This window comes from Streptacidiphilus sp. MAP12-16, from assembly GCF_041262165.1.
Classification (GTDB): domain Bacteria; phylum Actinomycetota; class Actinomycetes; order Streptomycetales; family Streptomycetaceae; genus Streptacidiphilus.
Genome location: NZ_JBGCBY010000037.1, coordinates 59,101 through 82,456, shown reverse-complemented (window position 1 = coordinate 82,456; position 23,356 = coordinate 59,101). Strand labels below are relative to the sequence as shown.

At 69.8% G+C, this 23,356-nt stretch carries 21 protein-coding genes and 1 riboswitch; of the genes, 13 read left to right on the top strand and 8 right to left on the bottom strand.

Annotated features, from left to right (window positions below):
- Nucleotides 1-375: 375 nt before the first annotated feature.
- Entirely contained in the window at nucleotides 376-3,495 is a 3,120-nt protein-coding gene (locus ABIA33_RS33905; RefSeq protein ID WP_370087220.1) for a DUF3427 domain-containing protein, read from the top strand.
- A gap of 221 nt (nucleotides 3,496-3,716) precedes the next feature.
- Here ABIA33_RS33905 and ABIA33_RS33900 read toward each other — a convergent pair whose 3' ends face one another.
- The gene (locus tag ABIA33_RS33900) at nucleotides 3,717-4,799 is read right to left on the bottom strand and encodes a helix-turn-helix transcriptional regulator (protein ID WP_370087218.1); all 1,083 of its coding nucleotides are present in this window, start codon (nucleotides 4,797-4,799) and stop codon (nucleotides 3,717-3,719) included.
- Between the two features lie 193 nt (nucleotides 4,800-4,992).
- Between ABIA33_RS33900 and ABIA33_RS33895 the strand changes: the two genes are divergently transcribed.
- The 10 genes from ABIA33_RS33895 (at nucleotide 4,993) to ABIA33_RS33850 (ending at nucleotide 15,483) form a co-directional block, all read left to right on the top strand.
- Nucleotides 4,993-5,115 (top strand): hypothetical protein, encoded by a 123-nt coding sequence (locus tag ABIA33_RS33895; protein ID WP_370087216.1) that lies wholly within the window; start codon nucleotides 4,993-4,995, stop codon nucleotides 5,113-5,115.
- A 202-nt stretch (nucleotides 5,116-5,317) separates the two neighbouring features.
- Nucleotides 5,318-5,527, top strand: coding sequence for a DUF397 domain-containing protein (locus tag ABIA33_RS33890; RefSeq protein ID WP_370087214.1), 210 nt, complete (start codon nucleotides 5,318-5,320; stop codon nucleotides 5,525-5,527).
- A 393-nt stretch (nucleotides 5,528-5,920) separates the two neighbouring features.
- Complete coding sequence (locus tag ABIA33_RS33885; RefSeq protein WP_370087212.1) at nucleotides 5,921-7,540, top strand: AMP-binding protein; 1,620 nt, start codon at nucleotides 5,921-5,923, stop codon at nucleotides 7,538-7,540.
- 65 nt (nucleotides 7,541-7,605) lie between these two features.
- A complete protein-coding gene (locus tag ABIA33_RS33880; RefSeq protein WP_370087210.1) occupies nucleotides 7,606-8,103 on the top strand; it encodes an acyl-CoA thioesterase in 498 nt (165 codons plus the stop codon).
- Nucleotides 8,104-8,190: 87 nt separating this feature from the next.
- Nucleotides 8,191-10,626, top strand: a complete 2,436-nt coding sequence (locus tag ABIA33_RS33875; protein WP_370087208.1) for a bifunctional salicylyl-CoA 5-hydroxylase/oxidoreductase — start codon at nucleotides 8,191-8,193, stop codon at nucleotides 10,624-10,626.
- Between the two features lie 30 nt (nucleotides 10,627-10,656).
- Complete coding sequence (locus ABIA33_RS33870) at nucleotides 10,657-11,685, top strand: carbon-nitrogen hydrolase family protein (RefSeq protein ID WP_370087206.1); 1,029 nt, start codon at nucleotides 10,657-10,659, stop codon at nucleotides 11,683-11,685.
- Entirely contained in the window at nucleotides 11,682-12,797 is a 1,116-nt protein-coding gene (locus tag ABIA33_RS33865; protein ID WP_370087204.1) for a cupin domain-containing protein, read from the top strand. Before ABIA33_RS33870 ends, ABIA33_RS33865 begins: the two co-directional genes overlap by 4 nt.
- A gap of 23 nt (nucleotides 12,798-12,820) precedes the next feature.
- Entirely contained in the window at nucleotides 12,821-13,726 is a 906-nt protein-coding gene (locus ABIA33_RS33860; RefSeq protein ID WP_370087202.1) for a fumarylacetoacetate hydrolase family protein, read from the top strand.
- Nucleotides 13,727-13,828: 102 nt separating this feature from the next.
- Nucleotides 13,829-14,569 (top strand): Asp/Glu racemase, encoded by a 741-nt coding sequence (locus tag ABIA33_RS33855; RefSeq protein ID WP_370087226.1) that lies wholly within the window; start codon nucleotides 13,829-13,831, stop codon nucleotides 14,567-14,569.
- A gap of 74 nt (nucleotides 14,570-14,643) precedes the next feature.
- Nucleotides 14,644-15,483, top strand: a complete 840-nt coding sequence (locus tag ABIA33_RS33850; protein WP_370087200.1) for a PaaX family transcriptional regulator C-terminal domain-containing protein — start codon at nucleotides 14,644-14,646, stop codon at nucleotides 15,481-15,483.
- An 83-nt stretch (nucleotides 15,484-15,566) separates the two neighbouring features.
- Here the strand turns inward: ABIA33_RS33850 and ABIA33_RS33845 are convergent, their stop codons facing one another.
- Nucleotides 15,567-16,775 carry a hypothetical protein gene (locus ABIA33_RS33845; RefSeq protein ID WP_370087198.1) on the bottom strand — a complete coding sequence of 403 codons (1,209 nt, stop codon included), beginning with the start codon at nucleotides 16,773-16,775 and terminating at the stop codon, nucleotides 15,567-15,569.
- Nucleotides 16,776-16,778: 3 nt separating this feature from the next.
- Nucleotides 16,779-16,952, bottom strand: a riboswitch (cyclic di-AMP (ydaO/yuaA leader).
- A 231-nt stretch (nucleotides 16,953-17,183) separates the two neighbouring features.
- A complete protein-coding gene (locus tag ABIA33_RS33840) occupies nucleotides 17,184-17,837 on the bottom strand; it encodes an FMN-dependent NADH-azoreductase (protein WP_370087196.1) in 654 nt (217 codons plus the stop codon).
- 104 nt (nucleotides 17,838-17,941) lie between these two features.
- On the opposite strand from ABIA33_RS33840, the gene ABIA33_RS33835 reads away from it, so the two are divergent.
- Nucleotides 17,942-18,448, top strand: a complete 507-nt coding sequence (locus ABIA33_RS33835) for a MarR family winged helix-turn-helix transcriptional regulator (RefSeq protein WP_370087194.1) — start codon at nucleotides 17,942-17,944, stop codon at nucleotides 18,446-18,448.
- Between the two features lie 133 nt (nucleotides 18,449-18,581).
- Here the strand turns inward: ABIA33_RS33835 and ABIA33_RS33830 are convergent, their stop codons facing one another.
- Together ABIA33_RS33830 and ABIA33_RS33825 are read right to left on the bottom strand one after the other, a co-directional pair.
- Nucleotides 18,582-18,776, bottom strand: coding sequence for a hypothetical protein (locus ABIA33_RS33830; RefSeq protein ID WP_370087192.1), 195 nt, complete (start codon nucleotides 18,774-18,776; stop codon nucleotides 18,582-18,584).
- A 30-nt stretch (nucleotides 18,777-18,806) separates the two neighbouring features.
- Nucleotides 18,807-19,223 carry a nuclear transport factor 2 family protein gene (locus ABIA33_RS33825; protein WP_370087190.1) on the bottom strand — a complete coding sequence of 139 codons (417 nt, stop codon included), beginning with the start codon at nucleotides 19,221-19,223 and terminating at the stop codon, nucleotides 18,807-18,809.
- 87 nt (nucleotides 19,224-19,310) lie between these two features.
- On the opposite strand from ABIA33_RS33825, the gene ABIA33_RS33820 reads away from it, so the two are divergent.
- Complete coding sequence (locus ABIA33_RS33820) at nucleotides 19,311-19,916, top strand: TetR/AcrR family transcriptional regulator (RefSeq protein ID WP_370087188.1); 606 nt, start codon at nucleotides 19,311-19,313, stop codon at nucleotides 19,914-19,916.
- Here ABIA33_RS33820 and ABIA33_RS33815 read toward each other — a convergent pair.
- Genes ABIA33_RS33815 through ABIA33_RS33805 form a run of 3 tightly spaced genes read right to left on the bottom strand, consistent with a single transcriptional unit; the run spans nucleotide 19,893 to nucleotide 23,248 of the window.
- Nucleotides 19,893-21,617: a serine/threonine-protein kinase gene (locus tag ABIA33_RS33815; protein WP_370087185.1), complete on the bottom strand. Its 1,725-nt coding sequence runs from the start codon at nucleotides 21,615-21,617 to the stop codon at nucleotides 19,893-19,895. The two genes, ABIA33_RS33820 and ABIA33_RS33815, sit on opposite strands and share 24 nt — an antisense overlap.
- Before the next feature lie 37 nt (nucleotides 21,618-21,654).
- The gene (locus ABIA33_RS33810) at nucleotides 21,655-22,287 is read right to left on the bottom strand and encodes a phosphonate degradation HD-domain oxygenase (protein ID WP_370087183.1); all 633 of its coding nucleotides are present in this window, start codon (nucleotides 22,285-22,287) and stop codon (nucleotides 21,655-21,657) included.
- Nucleotides 22,288-22,297: 10 nt separating this feature from the next.
- Entirely contained in the window at nucleotides 22,298-23,248 is a 951-nt protein-coding gene (locus ABIA33_RS33805) for an LD-carboxypeptidase (RefSeq protein WP_370087181.1), read from the bottom strand.
- Nucleotides 23,249-23,356: the final 108 nt, after the last annotated feature.

Sequence of the window (23,356 nt, the reverse complement as noted above, 5' to 3'; positions counted from 1 at the left end):
TACTGCAGGGGGGACCCTGTGGGAGAGTAGGACGCCGCCGAACAACCATTGACAGTAAGCCCCCTGACCACCGGTCAGGGGGCTTACTGCGTTCCCCACCAGTACCGACAGGACGGGCAGGTGCACGGGGCTGCCACCTCACCCCATATTTTCTCCCGTATCCGGATTGGCCAAGCGCGAAGCCAACCGCTGACCCTCAACCGCCGGCGAGATCGGCGAGGAGCAGGCCGAGGACGTCCTCGGGCCGCAGCTGCACGGTGTACGTGACGAGTTCAGGCGGCGCCCAGTCCCTGCGTGTGAGTCCCACGTAGGGAGTCAGGGCTCCGCCAGGCTGTAGCGTGCTCTGTGGGGACCGCGGTGCCCTAGGCTGCCGGCGTGACTGAACCGATCCCAGGTCTGTATGAGCACGTGGTGACGGCTGATCTGGCGCGTCGGCTGGTTTCCGCCACCGAACTCGGGCGGGTGTTGCGCGAGCCGATCGATCCCGACGATGCGCCGGAACTGCTGGCTCGTTATGTCGGAGCCTTGACCCGTCAGGCGCTTCGCGGACACAGCAAGACCGCGAAGGACGACCCGAGTCGATTGGCCGATCAGATCGCGACGGTGAACCAGATCGTCGCTCTCCTGGGCGACCTGGTGCCCGATCAGGTGGGCCGGGACGACCTGCTGGCCGCCTCCCACGAGTTGCTGCTTGCGGTGTCGGGGCGCAGCGCTCTGCCCGGGGAGAACGTCTTCCCGGTCCGGCCGGTGGTTCCGCTGGCGTCGAGTGCCCTACTGGCGAATCGGGGCCGCGAGCGAATCGGGCACGCGCTCAGCAGTGAGCTCGCCTCTGCCGACCAGGTCGACCTGATCTGTGCCTTCGTCAAGTGGTCGGGCCTGAGGATGCTCCGCGACCAGCTTGCGGAGTTGACCGCGCGCGGTGCGGTTCTTCGGGTGGTGACGACCACCTATCTGGGTGCCTCCGATCAGCGGGCGATCGACGAACTGGTCCGCCTGGGCGCACAGGTGAAGATCTCCTACGAGACACAGGCGACCCGGCTGCACGCGAAGGCATGGCATTTCCACCGCCGCTCTGGCACATCCACGGCGTACGTCGGTTCCTCGAACATGTCCCGGCCGGCGTTGACGGACGGGATCGAGTGGAATGTGCGCTTCTCTGCCCTTGAGCTGCCGCACCTCCTGCTCGCGTTCGCGGACAACTTCGAGTCCTACTGGGACGACGACGAGTTCGAGACCTACGATGCCGACGATCCGGTCCAGCACGAGCGGCTGCGCAAAGCCCTCGACTGGGAGCGCAAGGGTCCGCGTGCCCTCCCTCTGGATCTGGCGCCGTTCGACATCTCCCCGTACCCCCACCAGCGTCAGGTCCTCGACGAACTGGAGGTCGAACGGACGCTTCACGAGCGGCACCGCAACCTGGTGGTGATGGCCACCGGAACCGGCAAGACGATTGTGGCGGCCCTCGACTACCGGCGACTGCGCGAGCAGGGCAGTGTCAACAGCCTGCTCTTTGTGGCGCACCGTCAGGAAATCTTGGATCAGAGCCAGTCCACCTTCCGGCACGTCCTGCGCGACGGTGCGTTCGGCGAGTTGTACGTACGAGGTGCGAGACCTGAGACCTGGCAGCACGTGTTCGCCTCGGTGCAGTCCCTGGCTCGGATCGATCTGGCCGAACTCCACCCCGAACGCTTCGACATGATCATTGTGGACGAGTTCCACCACGCCGCCGCGAGCACGTACGCCCGGCTACTCGACCATGTGCAGCCCAAGATCCTGCTGGGTCTGACCGCCACCCCCGAGCGTGCCGACGGGCAGGACGTCACCCGCTACTTCGGCGGGCACACCGCAGTGGACCTGCGCTTGTGGGAAGCGATCGACCGAGGGCTTCTGGTGCCGTTCCAGTACTTCGGGATCAACGACGAGACCAACCTCGCCCGGATCAGATTCTCCCGCGCGACCGGATATGACACCGGCGCGCTGACCCAGCTCTACACGGCCGATGACGCACGGATCCGGCTGATCCTGGAGGCGGTGCGAAGCAACGTCCTCGACGCCGGGGAGATGCGTGCGCTGGGGTTCTGCGTGTCCGTCGCTCATGCCGAGTTCATGGCAGCGAAGTTCGCCATGGCAGGTATCCCCGCGCTCGCGGTGACCTCACGGACTCCCGATGATGAGCGCAAGCAGGCACTCGGGCGGCTGGAGCGACGTGAGGTCAACATCCTCTTCACCGTCGACCTCTTCAACGAGGGCATCGACCTGCCGTCGATTGACACGGTGTTGTTCCTGCGTCCTACCGAGAGCGCCACGATCTTCCTTCAGCAGCTGGGTCGAGGCCTGCGCCGAACCGAGGGCAAGGCCAGCCTCACGGTGCTCGACTTCATCGGCGCGCAGAACGCCGAGTTCCGTTTCGAGCCCAAGATGAGGGCCTTGACCGGCGGTAGCCGGAGGAACGCGATCGCCGCGGTCGAGGCTGGGTTCCCCTCGCTGCCCTCGGGCTGTGACATCCGCCTGGACCGGCTTGCCAGGGACACCATACTGACGAGCCTTCGCGCCACCCTGCGGCCCGGCTGGGCCAAGATCGCGGCTGAGCTGAGGCAGCTGGGTGACGTGAACCTGGCCTCCTTCCTGCTGGAGACCGGGCTGGAGCTCGAGGACGTCTACCGTCCGACGGCCGGGACGTGGACCGGCCTGCGCGCGGCTGCCCGGCTCCCAGTAGCCCAGGCGGGGCCGAACGACAGCCAGCTCGATGGTGCCCTGCGGCGCATGCTGCACATCGACGACCCGGAACGCCTCGACTACCTCGATGCGCTCGTCGCCGGGAACATCACGCAGCGCGGCCCGCGAGCCGACCGGTTGGCAGCGATGGCGAACTGCCTGTTGTGGAAGTCCGCGCATGCGGACAGTCCGATGGAGCGCACCCTCACGCAGCTTCTGGCCGAGCACCGCAGAGCCGACGAACTCCGCGATCTGCTTCCCGTCATGCGCGAGCGCATGCACAGGCTGACCAGCCCGGTTGCGCCGGACGGCACCGTCCCGCTGCACGTGCACGCGCGGTATACCCGTGCCGAGGCCGTCGCGGCCTTCGGCAAGGAGTACAAGGGCCAGCCGACTGGTGTGGAGTGGTTCGAGGCCGAGCGGGCCGACGCGTTCTTCGTCGACTTGGTGAAGTCCGAGCACCAGTACTCAGAGTCCACTCGCTACGAGGACCGCGTCATCACTCCGTGGCTGTTCCAGTGGGAGACCCAGGGCAAGGTCGAGGCAGCATCCCCCACTGGGCAGCGCTATGTACACCACGCCCAGAACGGCTCGACCCTGCACCTCTTCGTCCGCGAGTCCAAGAAGGCCGACGGGAAGCTCGGTGCGCCGCCCTACCTCTACCTCGGCCCGGCGACCTACGAGTCCCACGTCAACGACCGCCCGATGCGCATCAACCTTCGACTCGCCCACGCGCTGCCGCTCGACGTGTTCGGCGCCTGGCGTCAACTGTCAGGGTGAGGTGAGCCGCTCCGGCGTTCATGGACTACTGCGCTTCATTTCCGCAGAGCCCGTAACTCGCATTTCCTGGTAGGCCTCGCGCAGGTCCCGCGCATCGGAAAGATTGCGCGTTTCAATCGCCCGGACGACTTCCAGTGCCCGCCAATGGTTGGACGGGACAATACCTCCGGACAGTATTGCGCGCCGTGCCGCGTCACAGGCTTCGTCGGGTCGATCGGAAACTAGAAGGGAAAGTGCCAAGTCAATATTGGCCGCGCGACACGACGTGGCCATTTCGCGATATCATCCGGCGGTGAAAGCCTGTCGATCACCTCTCGCGCGTAGGTTTCGGCGGCCGGGTCTCCGATCCACGCAAGAGTGGTTGCTGTATAGGCGACGGATTTACTCGGATCATACTGATAGTGATGCTCTGGGTCATCCGGAAGGCGCATGGGAGAAACGAACTCATGAACCCGGTTGATCGCCTCGTATGTTTCCTTCGCATGGCCCAGCCGGGCCTGCGCACGCCCTTCTTGGGCCGTGGCCTGGATCTCCACGGAACTCCCCTTGGGTGCAAGAGCACGCGCCATCCTGCTCAGTTCAACGGCCCGACCATAGTTTCCATCCGTCAGAACTCGCCAAGCATCGGTCTCGTAGCACCATGCCTGAATTTCTGGGTGCGCTGCCTGCTGGGCCAGCGCGATCGCGGTGCGCAGCCATGCGGTCGCGGCGTCGTGCTGATTCAGGTCGATATGCAGCGTGGCACCGAGGAGGGAAAACCAGCCGCCGACCACCAGCAGCCGACGATGCTCGGAAAGGGTCTTCTTTGCGTCCACCAGTCGCGCGACGTGCCCTGAATAGATCCGGACTCGTTCCAGAAGGGAATCCGGGGTGGCGATCGGGTATTGCCTCGCCATGTCGTCAAAGGCCTGTTCCAGGCGGGTGAGGGTTTCGCTTCCCATGTCGCTTGCTGCAACTCGCTGTGCGAGTTCGAGCGCGTCGAGCTCATCGCCATGGTCCGGGTGGCGTGCATCGATTTGCGTCACGATGGCACTCGGAGAAACAGCGGCAGCTTCGGCAGGCGACAGCAGCGATTCCAGCTGGGTTGCACTAATTCTCAGCGCCCGGCAAAGTTCGGACCGGTGCCAAGGTTGTGGCTCCGTCTCTCCGGTCTCCCAGCGGCCCACGGTCGAGCGATCTACGCGCAACCGTTCGGCCAAGGACTCCTGGCTGTAGCCCATCGCCTTGCGCCGCTCCGCGAAGCCTCGCCGCTTTTCTGCCACGCCTGCCTCCCCGAGCCGCATCGCGTCGTTCTCCCAGGTCACTGCCTCCGCTGCATCGAGTATGCAGCAGAGATGCGGCACGTCTGCGCTGGTTCCGAGCAACCCGCCCCGGTTGTCTGGTGCCTGAGACCCAGTGGGAACGGATGGGGACAGGCTGGTGATGGATATGTGGTGGCACGCCTTGCAACCGGATACGAAGTGCCTCGACTGTGGGACGGCGTGCACGATCAGCACGTTGGGCGGGTGGATCTGCGGAGCCTGCGGGGTGTTCGGGGACGTGCTCCCCGCGGAGGCCCTGGCGTTGTTCGTCGGCATGGCCGGAGTGCGCCGGTCCGGACGACTCGGCGGTGAGCGGTGACGTCGACGGACAGGCCGATGATCGCCCGGCTGTACGAGCTGCTGGCCGGGCACGTGAACGTCTCTGACCCGTGGGCGCTCTGAGGCGTGCTCAGCTCCCCCAGCGCCCGATCTCTCAGACTCCCGCCCCTTGCCGGGACGGGTAGGCACGGCCCCCGCGCGCAACTGTGGGCGGGGTTGAGCGAAGCAAGGAGGCTGGTTCCATGACCATTCACCCGTCCTTCGAGTTCGTCCGCACGGCGCACTGCCGTGACAGGAAGGTCAACAACTGCCCGGAGGTCGCCACGAACGTGCCCGGGGTCGTCGCACTCCGGGACAGCGAGCGGCCCGCTACGGTCGTCACCATGAGCCCGGAGTCGTGGCGGACGCTGGTTGCCGCCGCGAAGGCCGGGGAGTTCGACCAGACCGCGTAAGGAGTGGTTCCGGTGGAGCCATCGTGTCCGGCGTGCGGTACGGACAGCTTGGAGGACCCGGAGAACGGGTTGCCGTGGTGCCCCCGATGCTCACGCCACTTCCGCACGGCTCCACCGGTTCACCCTCAGTTCCGCACTTTTCGCGGAACCTTGACCCGTGCTCCCTGGCGCCGGCGTCGGCACTGAACTGCCCCGGTCGCTCGCTCCCCCGTAGTGAGCGGCCGGGGCTTCACATCGCCCGGACTTCGCCGAGGGGTGTTCCTGGAGAGGTGCTCGCCCGCCTGCTGGACCCAAAGTCCTCACGGCGAGATGTATCGCGGAATATTGACTGCCGTCAGTTCAGCGCAATACTGACTGCATACTCCCCGCCGCCCGAAACCGAGGTGCCGCCCGATGGAGCTCTCCCCTTCCGCGCATGTCGACACGTTCTGTCGTGATCGGCTTCCGCCGTTCGCGCTGTGGCCCGAGCTGCGCTTCGACCTGCCTGAGCTGAACTATCCGAACCGGCTCAACTGCGCGCGGGCCCTGCTCGACGGTGCGGTCGAACGCTGGGGAGCCGACCGTCCCTGCCTGCTCACGCCGACGGAACGGTGGAGCTACGGCGACCTGCTCGACCGCTCCAACCAGGTGGCCCAGGTGCTCGTGGAGGACTTCGGTCTTCAGCCGGGCAACCGCGTGCTGCTCCGCGGCCCGAACAACCCCTGGCTGGTGGCCTGCTGGTTCGGTGTGCTCAAGGCAGGTGGTGTCGCCGTCACCACCATGCCGCTGCTCCGTGCCGCTGAGCTGGCGGAGCTGCACGAGGTCAGCCGTCCGGCGGTCGCCCTGTGCGACCACCGCTACCTCGACCAGCTCGCCGCCGCCGACACTCCCGGCCTGTCCGTGCTCGGCTACGGGAGCGAGGACGCCGACGATCTGGTGGCGCGCTGCGCAAACAAGAGCGGCTCGTTCACCAACGTTGACACTGCCGCCGACGACGTGGCCCTGATCGCCTTCACCTCGGGGACGACCGGCCGCCCGAAGGCCACGCTGCACTTCCACCGCGACGTGCTGGCCAACGCGGACACCTTCTCCCGCCACGTCCTCAAGCCCCGGTCGGACGACGTGTTCGCCGGCACGCCGCCGCTGGCCTTCACCTTCGGGCTCGGCGGCCTGGTCGTCTTCCCGTTGCACGTGGGGGCGGCGACGTTGCTGGTCGAGCAGGCGACCCCGGAGCAACTGGCGGATCTGGTCGCGGACCACGGCGTGACCGTGCTGTTCACCGCCCCCACCGCCTACCGGGCGATCCTCGCTGCCGGCGCCGCCGACCGGCTGTCGGGGCTGCGTCGGTGCGTGTCCGCAGGGGAGTCGCTGTCGGCCGGTGTGTCGGAGGCGTTCCATGCCGCCACCGGACTCCGCATCATCGACGGCATCGGGGCCACGGAGATGCTGCATGTGTTCATCTCCGCCGCCGATGACGATGTCCGCCCCGGTGCGACCGGTCGACCGGTCCCGGGCTATCGGGCAGCCGTTCTGGACGAGGCGGGGGCACCGGTCCCGGACGGACAGCCCGGTCTGCTCGCCGTCCAGGGCCCGACCGGTTGCCGGTACCTGTCGGACCAGCGCCAGGAGACGTATGTGCGCAACGGCTGGAACTTCACCGGAGACACCTACCTGCGGGATGCGGACGGCTACTTCTGGTTCGTGGCCCGGAGCGACGACATGATCGTCTCTTCCGGCTACAACATCGCCGGTCCGGAGGTGGAGCGCGCGCTGGTGGCCCACCCCGACGTCGTGGACTGCGGCGTGGTCGGCGCCCCGGACGACCGGCGCGGCATGGTCGTCAAGGCGTATGTGGTGCTGCGAGCCGGAGTCCCGGCCGACGACGGCACCGTCAAGGAACTCCAGAACCACGTCAAGCAGACCATCGCGCCCTACAAGTACCCCCGCGCGATCGAGTTCGTCGCCGAGCTGCCGCGCACCAGCAGCGGCAAGCTGCAGCGCGCTGAGCTGCGCAAGTGGGCTCGGCCCCGGTAGCGGGCCGAGCCGATGGTTCGCCACGCGGAGCCGCGCGGCGCGGAAGCGATACGAGAGGCACCTTCATGAACCCGGATCCCTTGCTCCTGCCCAGCGTCGAGGTGGAACGGCGGGTCGAGTGGCAGGACACGGACGCCGCCGGCCACTACCACCACTCCACCGTGGTGCGCTGGGTCGAGGCAGCGGAGGCCGTCCTGCTGCGGCGGCTTGGGCTCGACCATCTCTTCGGCAGCATCCCCAGGGTGCACTTCGAGGCGGACTACGCCGAACGGCTGTGGTTCGGCGAGACCGTGCGCACGGAGCTGCGGATCATCAAGGTGGGCACAAGTTCCCTGCACTACGCCTTCACCGTCCGCGGCGAGGGGCGCGAGGGGCGCGAGGGGCGCGAGCGAGACCAGGGAGACCAGGGAGGCGAGGGAGGCGTGAGCGACGGCGTCGCCGCGACCGGGCGCATGACGGTCGTTCACTCCGCCGCGCGCGCCACGGGAGCGACGCCCTGGCCTGACGACATCCGCGAGGTCCTCTCCAAGGCGGGCCCGCAGACTCCCGAGGTGTTCGCCTGACCAGCACCGGCGACTTTTATGTTGCCTGATTGACGATCGTAGAAAAAACAGCATAGATTGGTTCCGAGGGACCACGAGGAGGACGACGTGCGCGTAGCAGTCATCGGAGGAGGGCCCGGCGGGCTGTATTTCGCAGCCCTGACCAAGCAGCTCTCCCCGCGCTGGGAGGTCACCGTCTGGGAACGCAACGCCGCCGACGACACCTTCGGCTTTGGCGTGGTCTTCTCCGACGAAACCCTCGACGGCATCGCGCAGGCCGACCCTGAGGTATACGCCGCCATGTCGGCGGACTTCGCCCGCTGGAGCGACATCGACGTCCGCTACGGCGGCCGGACCCTCACCTCCGGCGGCCACGGCTTCGCCGCCCTGGGGCGCAAGCGCCTGCTGCAGATCCTCCAGGAGCGCTGCGCCGACCTGGGCGTGGACGTCCGCTACCGCACGTCGGCGCCACCGGTCGAGGAACTCGCCGCCCAGTACGACCTGGTGGTGGCCTCGGACGGAGTGCGCTCGGCGACCCGCGAGCGTTACGCCGACAGCTTCCGGCCCGACCTGGACGAACGCCGGTGCCGCTACATGTGGCTGGGCACGGACCGGGTCTTTGAGGCGTTCACCTTCATCGTCGCCGAGCGGGACTTCGGCACCCTGCAGGTCCACGCCTACCCCTTCGACGAGAACCGCAGCACCTTCATCGTGGAGATCGACGAGGACTCCTGGCGGCGCGCGGGCTTCGAGGAGTTCGCCGCCCGCTCGTACCCGCCCGGAGCGAGTGACGAGGACAGCATCCGGCTCTGCGAGGAGATACTCGCTGACCACCTCGACGGCCACCGCCTCATCCCCAACAACTCCCGGTGGATCCGCTTCACCACCGTGCGCAACCGGTCCTGGCGACACGACAACGTCGTGCTGCTCGGGGACGCCGCTCACACCGCGCACTTCTCGATCGGTTCCGGCACCAAGCTCGCCATGGAGGACGCCCTCGCTCTGGCCGCCTGCCTCCACGAGCATCCCGAAGTGCCCGGCGCGCTCGCCGCTTACGAGGCCGAGCGCAGGCCGGTCGTCGAGTCGACCCAGCGTGCGGCCCAGGCCAGCCTGGAGTGGTTCGAGAACGTCAGCCGGTACACCGGCCAGGAACCGCACCAGTTCGCCTTCAACCTGCTCACCCGCAGCCGTCGCGTGACCTACGACAACCTGCGGGTGCGCGACGAGGAGTTCACGAGCGCGGTCGCCTCGCGGTTCGCCGAAGCACCGGGAGAGGCGGACGCGGCCGCAGCCGCGGACGCACCCGGCAACGCGGACGTCCCGCCGATGTTCCGCCCGTTCCAGCTGGGTGGCCTGCGCCTGCGCAACCGCGTCGTCGTGTCGCCGGTCGCCCTGTACAGCGCGTGCGACGGCGTCCCCGGGGACTTCGAGCTGGTGCACCTGAGCGCGCAGGCTCTCGGCGGCCCGGGCCTGGTTCTCGCCGGAATGACGGCCGTCAGTGCGGACGGGCGCGCCACCCCCGGCTGCCCGGGCCTCTACACGGACGAGCAGGAGGCCGCCTGGCGGCGCGTCACCGAGTTCGTCCACCGGCAGTCGGACACCCGCCTGGGCATCCAACTCACCCACGCCGGACGCCGGGCGGCCACCAGCACGCCCCGCCCGGACGGCAGTTGCCCCCCGCTCGGCGCGGACGAGGACGGATGGCCGCTCGTCGCCGCCTCCGCCCTCCCGTGGGACGCGGCCAGTACGACGCCACGTGCGGCCACGCGCGAGGACATGGACCGCATCGCGCGGGACTTCACCGCTGCAGCGGAGCGCGCCCACCGCTCCGGCTTCGACGTGCTTGAACTGCAGTACGGCCATGGCCACATGATGTCCGGGTTCCTGTCGCCGCTGACCAACCTGCGCACCGACGCCTACGGCGGCAACCGGGACAACCGGCTGCGCTTCCCGTTGGAGGTCCTGCGCGCAGTGCGCGCCGTCTGGCCTGCGGAGAAGGCCCTGCTCGTGCGGATCTCCGCCGCCGACTGGGCCGAGGGCGGCACCGGTGACGCCGACGCCGTCGAGATCAGCCGTGCCCTGGCCGAGGCGGGCGCGGACGCCGTGGACGTCTCCACCGGCGAGGTCGTCTCGTACCAGCGCCCCCGCTACGGCCGCAGCTACCAGACGCCGTTCGCCGACCTGGTGCGCAACAGCACCGGCATTCCCACCATCGCCGTCGGCGCCATCTCCACCTACGACGACGTGAACTCGATCATCCTGGCCGGTCGCGCCGACCTGTGCGCCGTCGGCCGTGCCCACGTCCACGATCCGCTGTGGACCCTGCACGCGGCTGCCGCCCAGGGCTACACCGGTCCCGCGGCGCCGTGGCCCGAGCCCTGGCGGGCGGGCAGCGGCAGGCCCCCGGGGGCTCGTACCGACCGCGTCGCACCGCGCCTCCAACTGCTCCGCACGGCCCCAGCACCGGTGCACCAGCGCTGGGTGCCCGCGGCCGTGCCCGTCTCCGTGCCCGTGCCCGTGCCCGTGGCCGTCGCCGTCCGCTGACGTGAGCAGTTCCGATCCGAGGAGATCCTGATGCAGGAACTGCACCGCTTCACCGCCGCCGCCGTCCAGGCCGCGCCCGTCTACCTGGACGCCGCTGCCACCGTCGACAAGGCGGTCGGACTCATCGAGGAGGCGGCCGGGAACGGCGCCTCGCTGCTCGTCTTTCCCGAGGTGTTCGTCCCCGGATACCCCTACTGGAACTGGACCATGAACCCGGTCCAGGGCTCGCCGTGGTTCGAGCGGCTCTACCGCGCGTCGATCGACGTCCCGGGACCGGAAGTGGACGCGCTGCGCGCCGCCGCCCGCAGGCACGGTGTCGTCCTGGTGATCGGGGTCAACGAGCGCGGGGCGCACAGCCTCGGCGTCCTCTACAACACCATGCTGACGATCGGTTCCGATGGCGAACTCCTCGGCGTGCACCGCAAGCTGGTGCCGACCTGGGCCGAGAAGCTCACCTGGACCAACGGCGACGCCAGCTCACTGAAGGTCCACCGCACCGCTGTCGGCCCGCTCGGGGTACTCGCCTGCGGCGAGAACACCAACACCCTGGCCCGGTTCACCCTGCTGGCCCAGGGCGAACTGGTGCACGCCGCCAGTTATATCGCCCTGCCGGTGGCGCCCGAGGACTACGACATGGCCGACGCCATCGCGGTCCGCACCGCCGCCCACAGTTTCGAGGGGAAGGTCTTCTCTGTCGTGGCCTGCTCCACCATCTCGCCCGAGATCGTGGACACCATCGCCGGCGAGGACCAGGACCTACGTCGGATGCTCGGCCGCCCCCGCAGCGCCCTGAGTGGCGTCTTCGGCCCCGACGGACGCCCGGTCACCAAGCCGCTGATCGACGACGAGGGCATCGTCTACGCCGAGATCGACCTGGCCAAGTGCATCCAGCCCAAGCAGATGCACGACATCGTCGGCCACTACAACCGCTTCGACATCTTCCAACTCCACGTCGACGACCGCCCGCGCACCCCGGTCACGTTCTCGACCGACCGCCACGCGGCAGGCATCGACACCACCACCGGCACGGCCACGGGTACGACGAAGGAGGAGGCATGACCACCGATCAGCACGACGACACGATGCTGGGACGGGCCCGCGTGTCCGACACCCCCGAACTGACCGCCTACTACCAGGAACTGGCCGGCCGTCAGGCCGGTGCGCTGTGGACGGTCGCCAACGAGATCGAGCCCTGGTACCCGCAGCCGAAGTCCGTCCCGGTCCTGTGGCGCTACGAGGAGCTGCGGCCCCTGGTCCACAAGGCCCTGGACCTGGTCAAGGCCGACGACGCCGGACGGCGCGTGGTCATGCTGGTCAATCCCGGACGCCGCGACGTCAGTGCCGCCGCCGGGCTGCTCTACACCGGCCTGCAGATCATGGGCCCCGGGGAGGCGATGACCGCGCACCGGCACCAGGCCGCCGCGCTGCGCTTCGTCGTCGAGGGCAGCGGCGCCTGGACGATCGTGGACGGCCAGAAGCTCAAGGTCGGCGCACGCGACTTCGCCATCACCCCCAACGGCACCTGGCACGAACACGGCAACGAGTCCGCCACCGAACCGTGCATCTGGCAGGACGGCCTCGACATCCCCCTGGTCAACGCCCTGGACGCGGGCTTCTACGAGGTCCACCCCGACCTCTACCAGCAGCCCGGCGAGGTCATCAACTCCTCCGTGCTCAGCTACGGCGGCAACCTCCTGCCCTACGGCGCCGAGAAGTGGACGCGGCCCTACTCCCCGCTGCTCGCCTACCCGTGGGAGCCCACCTACCAGGCCCTGCGCGACCTGGCCAAGGCAACAGCCGGATCCCCGTACGACGGCGTCATCATGGAGTACACCAACCCCGTCACCGGCGGTTCGGTGATGCCCACGATGTCGGCCCACATGCAGTTGCTGCGCCCCGGACAGGCCACCGCCGCCCACCGCCACACGGGGTCGGTCGTCTACACCGTGGCCAAGGGGTTCGGTGTCTCCGTGATCGCCGGGCAGCGGTTCGAGTGGAAGCAGGGCGACATCTTCTGCGTCCCCTCCTGGGCCTGGCACGAGCACGAGAACCTCGACCAGTCCGAGGACGCCTGCCTGTTCTCCTTCAACGACTTCCCGGTGATGCGCTCCCTCGGCTTCGCGCGGGAAGCGGCGTTCGCCGACAACAGCGGCCACCAGCCCGTCATCTGACTTCCAATCAGGAGCGATTCCCGATGCGACTCGTCACCTTCCGCCTGGACGACGCGGCCGACCGTCTGGGCGCCCAGCTCGACGACCGCGTCGTCGACCTCGCCGCCCTCGCCGAGCATGCCGGCGTCGGCCTGCCCGCCGACCTGCTCTCGCTCATCCGCTCCGGCGCGGCCGCCTCGGCCCGGGCGCGGGACCTGCTGGGCACCGACCCGTCCGGCTGGCCGGCCGAAGCCGTCCACCGGATCGGCGACGTCACCCTGCGCGCACCCCTGCGCCCGGGCAAGATCGTCGGAGTGGGACTCAACTACGTCGAGCACGTCGAGGAGTCCAGCCGCAGCCTGGACACGGCCAAGGAACTGCCGGACCGCCCAGTCTTGTTCGGCAAGCCCGCCACCGCGGTCACCGGCCCGGGCCAGCCGATCCTGCACAACGCCGACCTGACCGAGCAACTGGACTGGGAGTGCGAACTCGCGGTCGTCATCGGCCGGACCGCGCACCGGGTGGCCGAACAGGACGCCTGGGACCACGTCTTCGGCTACAGCATCATGAACGACATCAGCGCCCGCGACCAGCGCCGCTCCGGCCAGTGGTTCTTCTCCAAGGGCCAGGACTCCTACGCCCCCTTCGGCCCGGCCGTCGTCACCGCGGACGACGTGCCTGAGCCGATGGCGCTGGACCTGTCGCTACGGGTCAACGGAGTCGTCAAGCAGAAGTCGAACACCCGCCACATGCTCTTCTCCATCGCCCGCCTGATCGCTGACATCTCGTCAGGGATGACCCTGGAGCCCGGCGACGTCATCTCCACCGGCTCACCATCGGGCGTCGGCGCGGGCATGGTGCCCCCGGAGTTCCTCACGCCAGGCGACACCGTCGAGGCCACGATCGAGATCATCGGCACGCTGAGCAACCCCGTGGTCGACGCCCGCTGACGCCCGCCGACCGCACGTCCCACCCCCCAGGAACAGGAGTGCCCTGCCGTGTCGCCCCGCACCTACCGCATCGGCCAGATCGTGCCGAGCTCGAACGTCACCATGGAAACCGAGGTGCCCGCCATCCTGCGGGCCCGCGAGACCATCGCGCCCGAGCGCTTCACGTTCCACTCCAGCCGCATGCGGATGACCCGGGTCACCCCCGAGCAGCTGAAGGCCATGGACGCCGACTCCGACCGGTGCGCCGTGGAACTCTCCGACGCCCACGTCGACGTGCTCGGCTACGCCTGCCTGGTCGCCATCATGAGCATGGGACGGGGCTACCACCGCGTCTCCGAGCAGCGCCTGCACGATCGCACCGTCGAGAACGGCGCCCCGGCCCCCGTCGTCACCAGCGCCGGAGCCCTGGTGCACGGCCTGCACACGATCGGCGCCAAGAAGATCGCGCTGGTCGCCCCCTACCTGCGCCCGCTCACCAGGACCGTCGTGGACTACCTGACCCACGAGGGCATCACCGTGCTCGACTACGCGGCCCTGGAGATCCCTGACAACCTCGATGTCGCCGCGCACGACCCCGCTCTGCTGCCGGGCATCGCCCGGGCGCTGGAACACCAGGACGCCGACGCCGTCGTGCTGTCCGCCTGCGTCCAGATGCCGTCGCTGGGAGCCATCGAGGAGGCCGAGCAGTTGCTGGGCAGGCCCGTCGTCTCCGCTGCGGTCTGCACCGCCCACCAACTGCTCCGGGCCCTCGACCTGCCCGCGATCGCCCCCGGCGCCGGACACCTGCTCTCCGGCGCTTACGCGGACAGCTCGCTCGCACCGGCTCCGGCGGCCGCCGGATGACACCGCAGCGCCTCGGGCCGCGACGTGGCCCTACGGCTCGGTAGGATCGCCACCGCACTCGACGGAAGGCGATCATGTCGGAAAGCACGACCCGGCCCAGCTCCCTGATCAACACGGTGTACGGGGCGTTCGCCCGCCGTCTCGGCGGCTGGATCTCCATCGCCGACCTGATCGTGCTGATGGCCGAGCTCGACGTGGACAGCACGGCCGTGCGGTCGGCGATCTCCCGGCTGAAGAAGCGGGGCATCCTCGAACCCGAACGGCAGGGAGCGACGGGATACCGGCTCAGCCCCGCCGTGCACGCCGTGTTCGACGAGGGCGACCGGCGCATCTTCGGCAACCTGGAGCCCGCCGACCTGGCCGACGGGTGGGTGATGGCGGTGTTCTCGGTGCCCGAGTCCGCGCGCCCCCACCGCTACCAGTTGCGCACCCGGCTCACCTGGCTGGGTTTCGGCAACACCGCGCCAGGAGTGTGGCTGGCGCCCGCCCGGCTGCTCGACGATGCCCGAAGCGCGCTGGAACGCCTCGGGCTGAGCGACTACGTGCACCTCTTCACCGCCGAGTACGCCGCCTTCAGCGACCTGCGCACCGCAGTGGAGGGCTGGTGGGACTTCCCGGCCATCGAGGCGCAGTACGCGTCGTTCACCGACACCTACGCGCCCGTCGCCGAGCGATTCGAGTACCAGCCCGAGATCGACCCCACGGAAGCCTTCGGCTGCTACACGCCGATGCTCACCCAGTGGCGCCGCCTGCCCTACCTCGACCCCGGACTACCGGCCGAGCTGCTCCCCGACGACTGGAACGCAGTGGAGGCCCGCAGGGTCTTCCAACGCCTGCACGTGCTGCTCGCCGAACCGAGCCTGCTGCACGTCCGGAAGGTGACCGGCCTGGAGCAGCAGGTCCCGGGGACCTGAGGCCGAAGGCGCGGCACCTGCTCACGATGCAGGTGCCGCGCCTTCGGACATGCGCCGGGCGAGAGCTTCCCGAGCGGGACGGCTCAGCGGTAGACGCGCACGTAGTCGGCCGCGAAGGTGATAGGTGCCGAACTGGTGGGGGAGGGGTGGTACTGCCCGGCGCTGACCGACAGGCTGAGGTTCAGGTAGGCCGACCAGTTGGCGCCGACGCCCACGCCGTCCGAGTAGACCTTGGTGCCGTTGACGTACCAGTCGACCGAGTTGGCGCCGTAGTAGGTGCCGATGGTCACCCAGGAGTTCGGGCTGATGGCGCCGCTGTTGGTGTAGTAGTCGTGGGCGGCGTTGACGTGGTTGGTCAGCTCCAGCAGGTTGGGGTTGTCGGGGTGGTACTCGAAGGAGTCGACCTCGCCGTTGCCGTTCTTCCACGTCCACAGGGCCGGCCAGGCGCCGGTACCGGACGGCAGCTTGACCCGCGTCTCGGCGTAGTCGCCCGTCCTGACCTGGAAGCCCTCGGTCGAGCCCTCGGTGGTGAGCTGGCCGGTGGTCCAGGCCTGCTTGCCGTTCTCCAGCGTGTTCGAGGACGGCGTGGCAGTGAAGGTGGCGACGCCGTTCGCGACGCTCACGGCGCTCTCGCTGAGCCAGTCGAGCTTGTTGTCGTTCGGGTTGTGGTTGCCGTACTGGAACGCGGTGCTCGTGGTGCCGACCCAGCGGGAGCCCCAGGCGATGGGGCTGTTGAACTCGTCCGACCAGGTCAGCGACTTGCCCGGAAGCGGCGAGGCCGGGGCGGCCGCCGGCGTGCTGGGCGCGGTCGTGGGGGTGCTGGTGGGGGCGCTGGTCGGGGCGCTCGTGGGCGGCGTCGTCGGCGCGGTCGCCGGTGCCGACGCGGAGGCGGCCGAGACCGTCAGCGTGCGGGAGGAGAGGTTGTGCCAGCTGCCCGCGGTGTCCTGCCAGAAGCCGAACTGGGTGTAGCTGCCGGTCGGCAGGGTGCGGCTGCCGGTGGTGATCGAGACTCCGCCCGGGCAGATCCGGACGTTGGACGCCGAGCCGGGGAAGTCCAGGTTGTTGCCGACCGCGTCGCGGATGCCCACGCCCAGCGTCCGCGCGGTGAAGCAGGAGCTGGAGTGGACCCTGAGGCTCGCCGTGGTGGCGGAACCGGCGGTCATGGAGCTGGGGGTGATCCGGTCCTGGGTGACCCTGACGGAGGCGTGCGCCGTGCCGGCCAGGGGGACGGTGGCCAGCGCGGCAGCGCCGGCTATCGCGCCGAAGCGCGCAGGGGTGGTCCAAAAGCTCATGGCAGGTTTCCTCGTGACGCCTGCGAGGTGAGCTGTCGGGTTCGGGCCTGAGGAAGCCCGGCCGCCCGGGGAAGCGGCTTCACCCCGAGCCGAAACCGGCACGCCCGTCCGGGCGTGCGCGTGGCACGGCAACTGACCTGGTTCCCCCGCTCCTGTCCGATTCGGTGCTCGGTTTTCCCGCCGGCGAGTGGACAGGATTCGGCGTCCCGGCGGCAGGTCCGCCCACGGCGGAGACTGCAGGCTAGACATACTTATGTGAATCGGACAATGAAATGTGCCCCGACTCACAGTGCGGGGGGAAACGCCGACGGTGCCCTGGCGTGGCGCTGCCCCGCCGAGCGGGAAATCCGCTGGCGGGGCAGGGCGGGCCCGGTACCGTCCGGGCAGGTCGGAGCGGTCGGGCGCGGGTCAGGCGGTGAGTGCGGCCGCGACGCTGCGGGCCCGCACCGCCGCCGCGGTGTGGGCCGCCTCGCGCTGCTGCTCGGCCAGGGGGATGAGGTCGGCCATCGCCGGGTTGCTGCCGGCGAGGGTGAGCTGGGCCTTGATGAAGGTGACGTCCAGGCCGAGCGCCTTGACCAGGACGGTCTCCAGGTACGGCTGGACCGCGTCCCAGCCGTCGCGCGGGGTGCCCGGGTCGTAGCCGCCACCGTAGCTGAGGATCACGGTGGCGGGACGGCCGCCCAGCGGCGGGTTGTCGCCGAAGGCGATCGTCTGGCCGTGCACGATGATCTGGTCCAGCCAGGTCTTGAAGGTGGCCGGGATGCCCCAGTTGTACATGGGCACGCTCAGCAGGTAGGCATCGGCCTCGACGACCTCGTCGACCAGTTGCTGGCGGACGGCGAAGGCCGCCGCCTGCTCCGGCGTGTGGGATTCGGCAGGCACGAATCCGGCCGTGATGCCGGCTTCGAGCAGGGGCGGAACGGGGGCCAGGCCGAGGTCGCGGTGGGTGACAGTGCCGTCCGGGTGTGCGTCCTGCCATGCCTTGCGGTACGTGGTGGCGATGTCCTTGGAAACGGAGCCGGCCGCGAGTGCGGAGGAGTCGATGTGGAGCAGGTGCGCCATGGGGGGCCTCGCAGATAGATAGGTGGTAACACAGCTTGTCTGTCGACAAGACTGTCTGCAACGCAGACTATATGTCAAGCAAAGCTTGCACTAGGCTGGGCCCCGTGACCGCCAACGAACCAGCCCTCCTGCCGGCAGGGCTCGAGGACAGCCTCGGGTGGCTGCTGGCACAGTGCTTCCGCGCGTACAGCTCTGCCATGGGGCAGGCCGTCGCCGAGATCCCGCACGGCCACCGCGGATTCGAGGCGCTCTCCGGCGCGGCGAACAACAGCGCGCGCAACCAGGCGGAGCTCGCCCGCCAGTTGGGCGTCGACCGGACGGTGATGGTCTACCTCGTGGACGATCTCGCGAAGGCGGGCCTGGTCGAACGGATCGCGGACCCGGCGGACCGCCGCAGCCGCCTGATCCGCGCCACCGACGCCGGAGTCCGGCAACTGGCCGCGGCCCAGCGCGCGATCCAGGACGCCGAAGCCGCCGTACTCGCGCCGCTCGCCCCCGACCAGCAGGCCCAACTGCGGGCCATGCTTCAGGCCCTGGCCTCGCACTACATCGCGGGCGCGGGCGGTCCGGCCAACGCCTGCCAGGTCGTGGCCGAAATCAACACCTGCTGAGAGCTGCCGCCGTAGATCGAGTCCGGAGGCGGCCGCAAGAATCACGCCAATCGGTGGTGCGCGCTGCGTTGTTGCCGCGGCGGCGCGCCCGCTCCGCCGCCGCGTGCCCCGGCGTGCCCGGCGATGTTCCCGTTCACGTCTCGTCCGGCGGCTCCGGCCGTACCGCGCGCATGAGTTGCGCCCAGCGCTTCGGGTCCTGCTGTCGAAGCCGCCGCAGGCGCAGTGCGGCGTTGAGCCGCGCTTGTTCGCCCGCGCCCAGTCCCTGGGGGCGGGTGTACCGGCTGACGAGTTCCGCCATGTCGCTCGCGCTGGGTCGTCTGTCGCTCATGGGGTCAGTCTGCCTGGTGGCGGGTCGATCTCAACCTGCGAGGCGGCGGTCCGCTTCGGTGATCGGGATGTCGTTGATGCTGGCGAAGCGGCGGGACATCAGGCCGTTCGGGTCGAACTCCCAGTTCTCGTTGCCGTAGCTGCGCCACCACTGGCCTTCGGCGTTGTGCCACTCGTACTCGAAGCGGACCGCGATCCGGTTGCCGGTGTACGCCCAGAGCTCCTTGCGCAGCCGGTAGCCCAGCTCGCGCTGCCACTTGTCGCGCAGAAAGGCGACGATCTCCGCGCGGCCGTTGACGAACCGGTCGCGGTTCCGCCACTCCGAGTCCTCGGTGTAGGCGAGGGCCACGCGCTCCGGGTCGCGGCTGTTCCAGGCGTCCTCCGCGGCCTGGACCTTGAGTCGTGCGGTCTCCTCGGTGAACGGGGGGACGGGCGGTCGGACGGTCATAGCGGGCTCCTTCCGACGGAGAACGTTCGTTCTCCGCACTGTCGGCTACTCTAGGAGAACGTTGGTTCTCTCGCAAGGACGGCAGTGATGAATGTGGAGACCGCCCAGGCCGGGGCCCCTCTGACGCGGGTGCTCGACGCAGCCGAGTCGTTGTTCTACGCCCGGGGCGTGCAGAGCGTCGGCATGGACGAGGTCCGCGCGGCCTCGGGGGTCTCGCTCAAGCGCCTGTACCAGCTCTTCCCGTCCAAGGGCGATCTCGTCGAGGCGTACCTGCGCCGCCGTGACGCCCGCTGGCTGGACAGGCTCGCCCGGTACGTCGACGCCTGCGAGTCGCCGCAGGACCGCGTCCTGGCCGTCTTCGACTGGCTGCACCTCTGGTTCGGCGAACCCGACTTCCGCGGTTGCGCGTTCGTCAACGCCTTCGGTGAGCTCGGTGCCACCTCGGCTGCCGTCGCCGAAGCCGTCCGCGACCACAAGGCCGCCTTCCGGCGGTACCTCGCGGACCTGGTCTCTGCGGCGGGCCTGCCTGCCGCGCTGGCGGGCCAGCTCACCCTGCTCGCCGAGGGCGCGATGACCAGCTCGGCGATCAGCGGATCAACCGAACCCGCAGGCCAGGCCCGGGATGCAGCGCGCGTCCTGATCGAGGCGGCGCGGTCGGGAGCGTCCGGCTCAACCGGCCCGGAAGGTCGATGACACGATCTGGAAGTAGTGGTCGGCCTCGTTGAGCTGCTTCACCGGCGCGGAGACCCAGAAGTCGTAACTGCGGCCCGTTTCGGTCCAGCAGAGGTCCTGGACCTGGCGCGCGCCGAAGCCGTCACCGGGGTAGCCGTTCCAGGTCCACTGCCACAGGGCGGCGTCCGTGGTCCCGTGGAAGACGGTGGCCTGCACACTGCCGTTCCGGTAGCCGGGATTGGTGCGCGGCCCGGCCGTGTCCTGGGCCTGGAGCCCGGCGAGCGCGCCGACGGTCGGTGGGGTCGGGTGGATACCGATCCGGAAGGCGCCGTCGGGCGAGAGGTAGAAGACCCGCCCCGCCGAGTCGGTGCTGCGCGCCCAGCCCGTCGGAACGGCCAGGGAGAATCCCGCCGGGTCCCGCTGGAGGCTGAAGCCGTCGGGAACGACGGGCGGCGCGGCGGTGCCACCTGACGGCGACACGGACGGCGGCGCAGAAGGGGACGCAGAAGAGGACGGGGCGGCCGTGGTCGGCCGCGCGGAGGAAGCCGTCGCGGAGCCGGTCGCGGTCGGTCGCGCTGCCGCACTGCCGCTCGCGGTGGCCAACTGCCCGTTCGCGGCCTGCGAACCGGCGTCCGAACCCGTCGCCAGGAAGAGGGCACCGGCCGTGGCCGCCGCGACGGCGACCCCGGCGGCACCCGCGCCGAGCAGTACCGCCCGGCGGCGGCGGAGCCTCCGGGCGGCGTCGGCTGAGGACGTGTCAGCCTTCCGGGGAGCCGGCGGCAGGCGAGGGGCGGGCGGCGGGCCGATGCCGTCCGCGGTCATCGCTGTGTACAGGTCCTGCGGGGTCGCGGCACCCGCGGACTCCCGGTCCAGCGCCGGGAGTTCGCCCCGCTCCACGAAGGTCGAGAGCAGCCGCTCGGCCTCCGGCCCGGTGAGACGCAGCGCAGGCTCCCTGCGCAGCAGCCCGCGCACGACGAGGTCCAGCGGGGCGGCACTCGCTGGGAGCGTGATGTCCTCGTACACCACCGCGTAGAGCACAGCGGACATCGAGTCGCGATGGAACGGCGAGCGACCCTCCAGCGTCGCACAGAGCAGCACGCCCACCGACCACAGGTCGGCCTCCGGTCCGGCCGCACCGCCCTCCACCCGCTCCGGCGCGGTGAACTCGGGCGATCCGAGGAAGGCGCCCTCCTCGGTGAGCGTGGCGCTGCCGTCCACCCGGGCGATGCCGAAGTCGGTGAGGACCACCCGGCCGGTCTCCCGCTCCAGCAGCACGTTGTCGGGTTTCACATCGCGGTGCAGGACGCCCCGGGCGTGCGCGGCGGCCAGTGCCCGCAGCACGGCGAGGCCGATCCGGGCGGCCTCGCGCGGCGGCAGCGGGCCCTCGGCGGCGATCCGACCTGCCAGCGAGTGGCCGTCCACCAACTCCATGACGATCCAGGGCTCGCCGTCCTGCTCCACCACGTCGTGGACGCCCACCACGGAGGGATGCCTCACCTGGGCGACCGCGCGGGCCTCGCGCAACGTGCGCCGACGCTGCTGCTCCCGCTCCTCGACGGAGAGGTCCTCGCGCAGGTGCACTTCCTTCACCGCGACCTGACGGTTCAGCAGTTCGTCCTCGGCCCGCCACACGGTCCCCATGCCCCCGCGCCCGAGTCGCCCCAGCAGCCGGTACCGGCCCGCTATCAGCCGACCGCCGGCTTCCCCACCCGTGGTTCCCATGGCCGACATCATTCCGTACCGCCGGGCCCCGAGGTCGTCACCCGGCCTTGTCGGCGGTCGCCTTCTCAGTCCGCATCAGGAGCCCGGCCAGGAGCGGGCGGAAGTGCTCGAACGGGGGCGCCAGGAAGTCGGGGTCCTTGGCCTGCTCGTCCCAGCGTCGAAGCCGCACCGCGTCGCGTGCGTAGGGGGCGACCGCGAAGGCTGCGGCCTGTGCGGGGGTCATCGGACCTCCCTGCGACCGCAGGGTGTGGACCGACGCCTCGGAGAGCTGGTCGGCGTACCCGGGTTCGACCGCGCAGAGGTAGCGCTTGGCTGCCACGTGCAGCCGCACCGGCTCGGTGACCTGCGGTCCGAACCAGGCGGCGAGCCGGTCCGCGCCGGTGTGGCTGTGCCGGTCGTCGGTACCCTCCATCAACGCCTCACCGCTCAAGCCGCCCTGCTCGGTCGTCAGTTCGGTGAAGTGTCCGATGTCGTGCAGCAAAGCGGCGGCGACCAGCGCGGGTGTGGCCCCGTCGGCCTGCGCCAGTGCCGCGGCCTGTCGCATGTGCTCGGCCTGGGTGACCGCCTCGCCGAAGTACTCGGCGGAACCGGCGCCCGCGAAAAGCGCGGCCAGGACGTCGAGCGGGCTCTCCGGGGGCATCTGCGCGGCTCCGCTGGTGATGGCGGTCATGCGGCGAACCCTATGCGAGGGCGCCGAGGTCGAGGGCCGGGAGGTCCAGCTCGAGGGTGCCCGCGTCGGCGTCCAGGGTCGCGGCTACGCCCAGGGGGACGGTGAGACTGGTCGGGCCGTGACCGAACCCGAGCTCCCAGACGACAGGGACGCCCAGGGGTCCGAGCCGTTCCAGCATCAGGTCCCTGACCCGGTCTGCGGGACGGCAGTCCTGCCAGGAACCGAGAGCGATACCCGCGACGCCCGCGAGCGCGCCCGAGCGCAGCAGTTGGGTCAGCAGCCGGTCCAGGCGGTAGAGGTCCTCGTCCACGTCCTCCAGCAGCAGGATCGCACCCGCGAAGCCGGCGCGGGCGTGCGCGGTGCCGCGTTCGGCGGCGAGCAGGGTGAGGCAGCCGCCCGCGGTGACCCCCCGCGCCCGGCCCTGTACCAGGCACTCGGCAGCGGGAGAGGTCAGCAACCGGACGCTCTCCGGTTCGAAGAGGGTGCGGCGCAGATGTTCGGCGGTGTCCTTGTCGTCGTTGAAGACGGCGGCTGCCGCCATCGGCCCGTACAAGGTGGACAGCCCCATCCGGGTGGCGAACGCCTCGTGCAGGACGGTCACGTCGCTGTAGCCGACGAGGACCTTCGGCCGTACGGCGTTCATCGCCGTCCAGTCCAGCAGATCGACCATCCGCTGCGCGCCGTACCCGCCGCGCGCGCAGATCACCGCGGCGACATCCGGATCCAGCCAGGCCTGTTGGAGGTCCGCCGCGCGCTCGGCGTCCCCGGCGGCGAGATAGGGGAGAGTACGATTCCCGGCCAGAACGTGGGGCATCACGGCCACCCGCAGGCCCCACGACTCCAGGAGCGCGACACCCCGCTCCACGCGCTCCGCGAGGACACTCCCGCTCGGCGCGACCACCGCGACCAGGTCCCCGGGAACCAGTCGAGGCGGGCGCTCCAGCACCGGCACTGCGGACACGACATCAACTCCCGGTGATCTTGCGGTAGACGACGCCACCGTACCGTGCGACCGAGGCACCGGCCTACGGCATCGGTGGGCTCTGACGTTCAGGAAGAAATGACACTG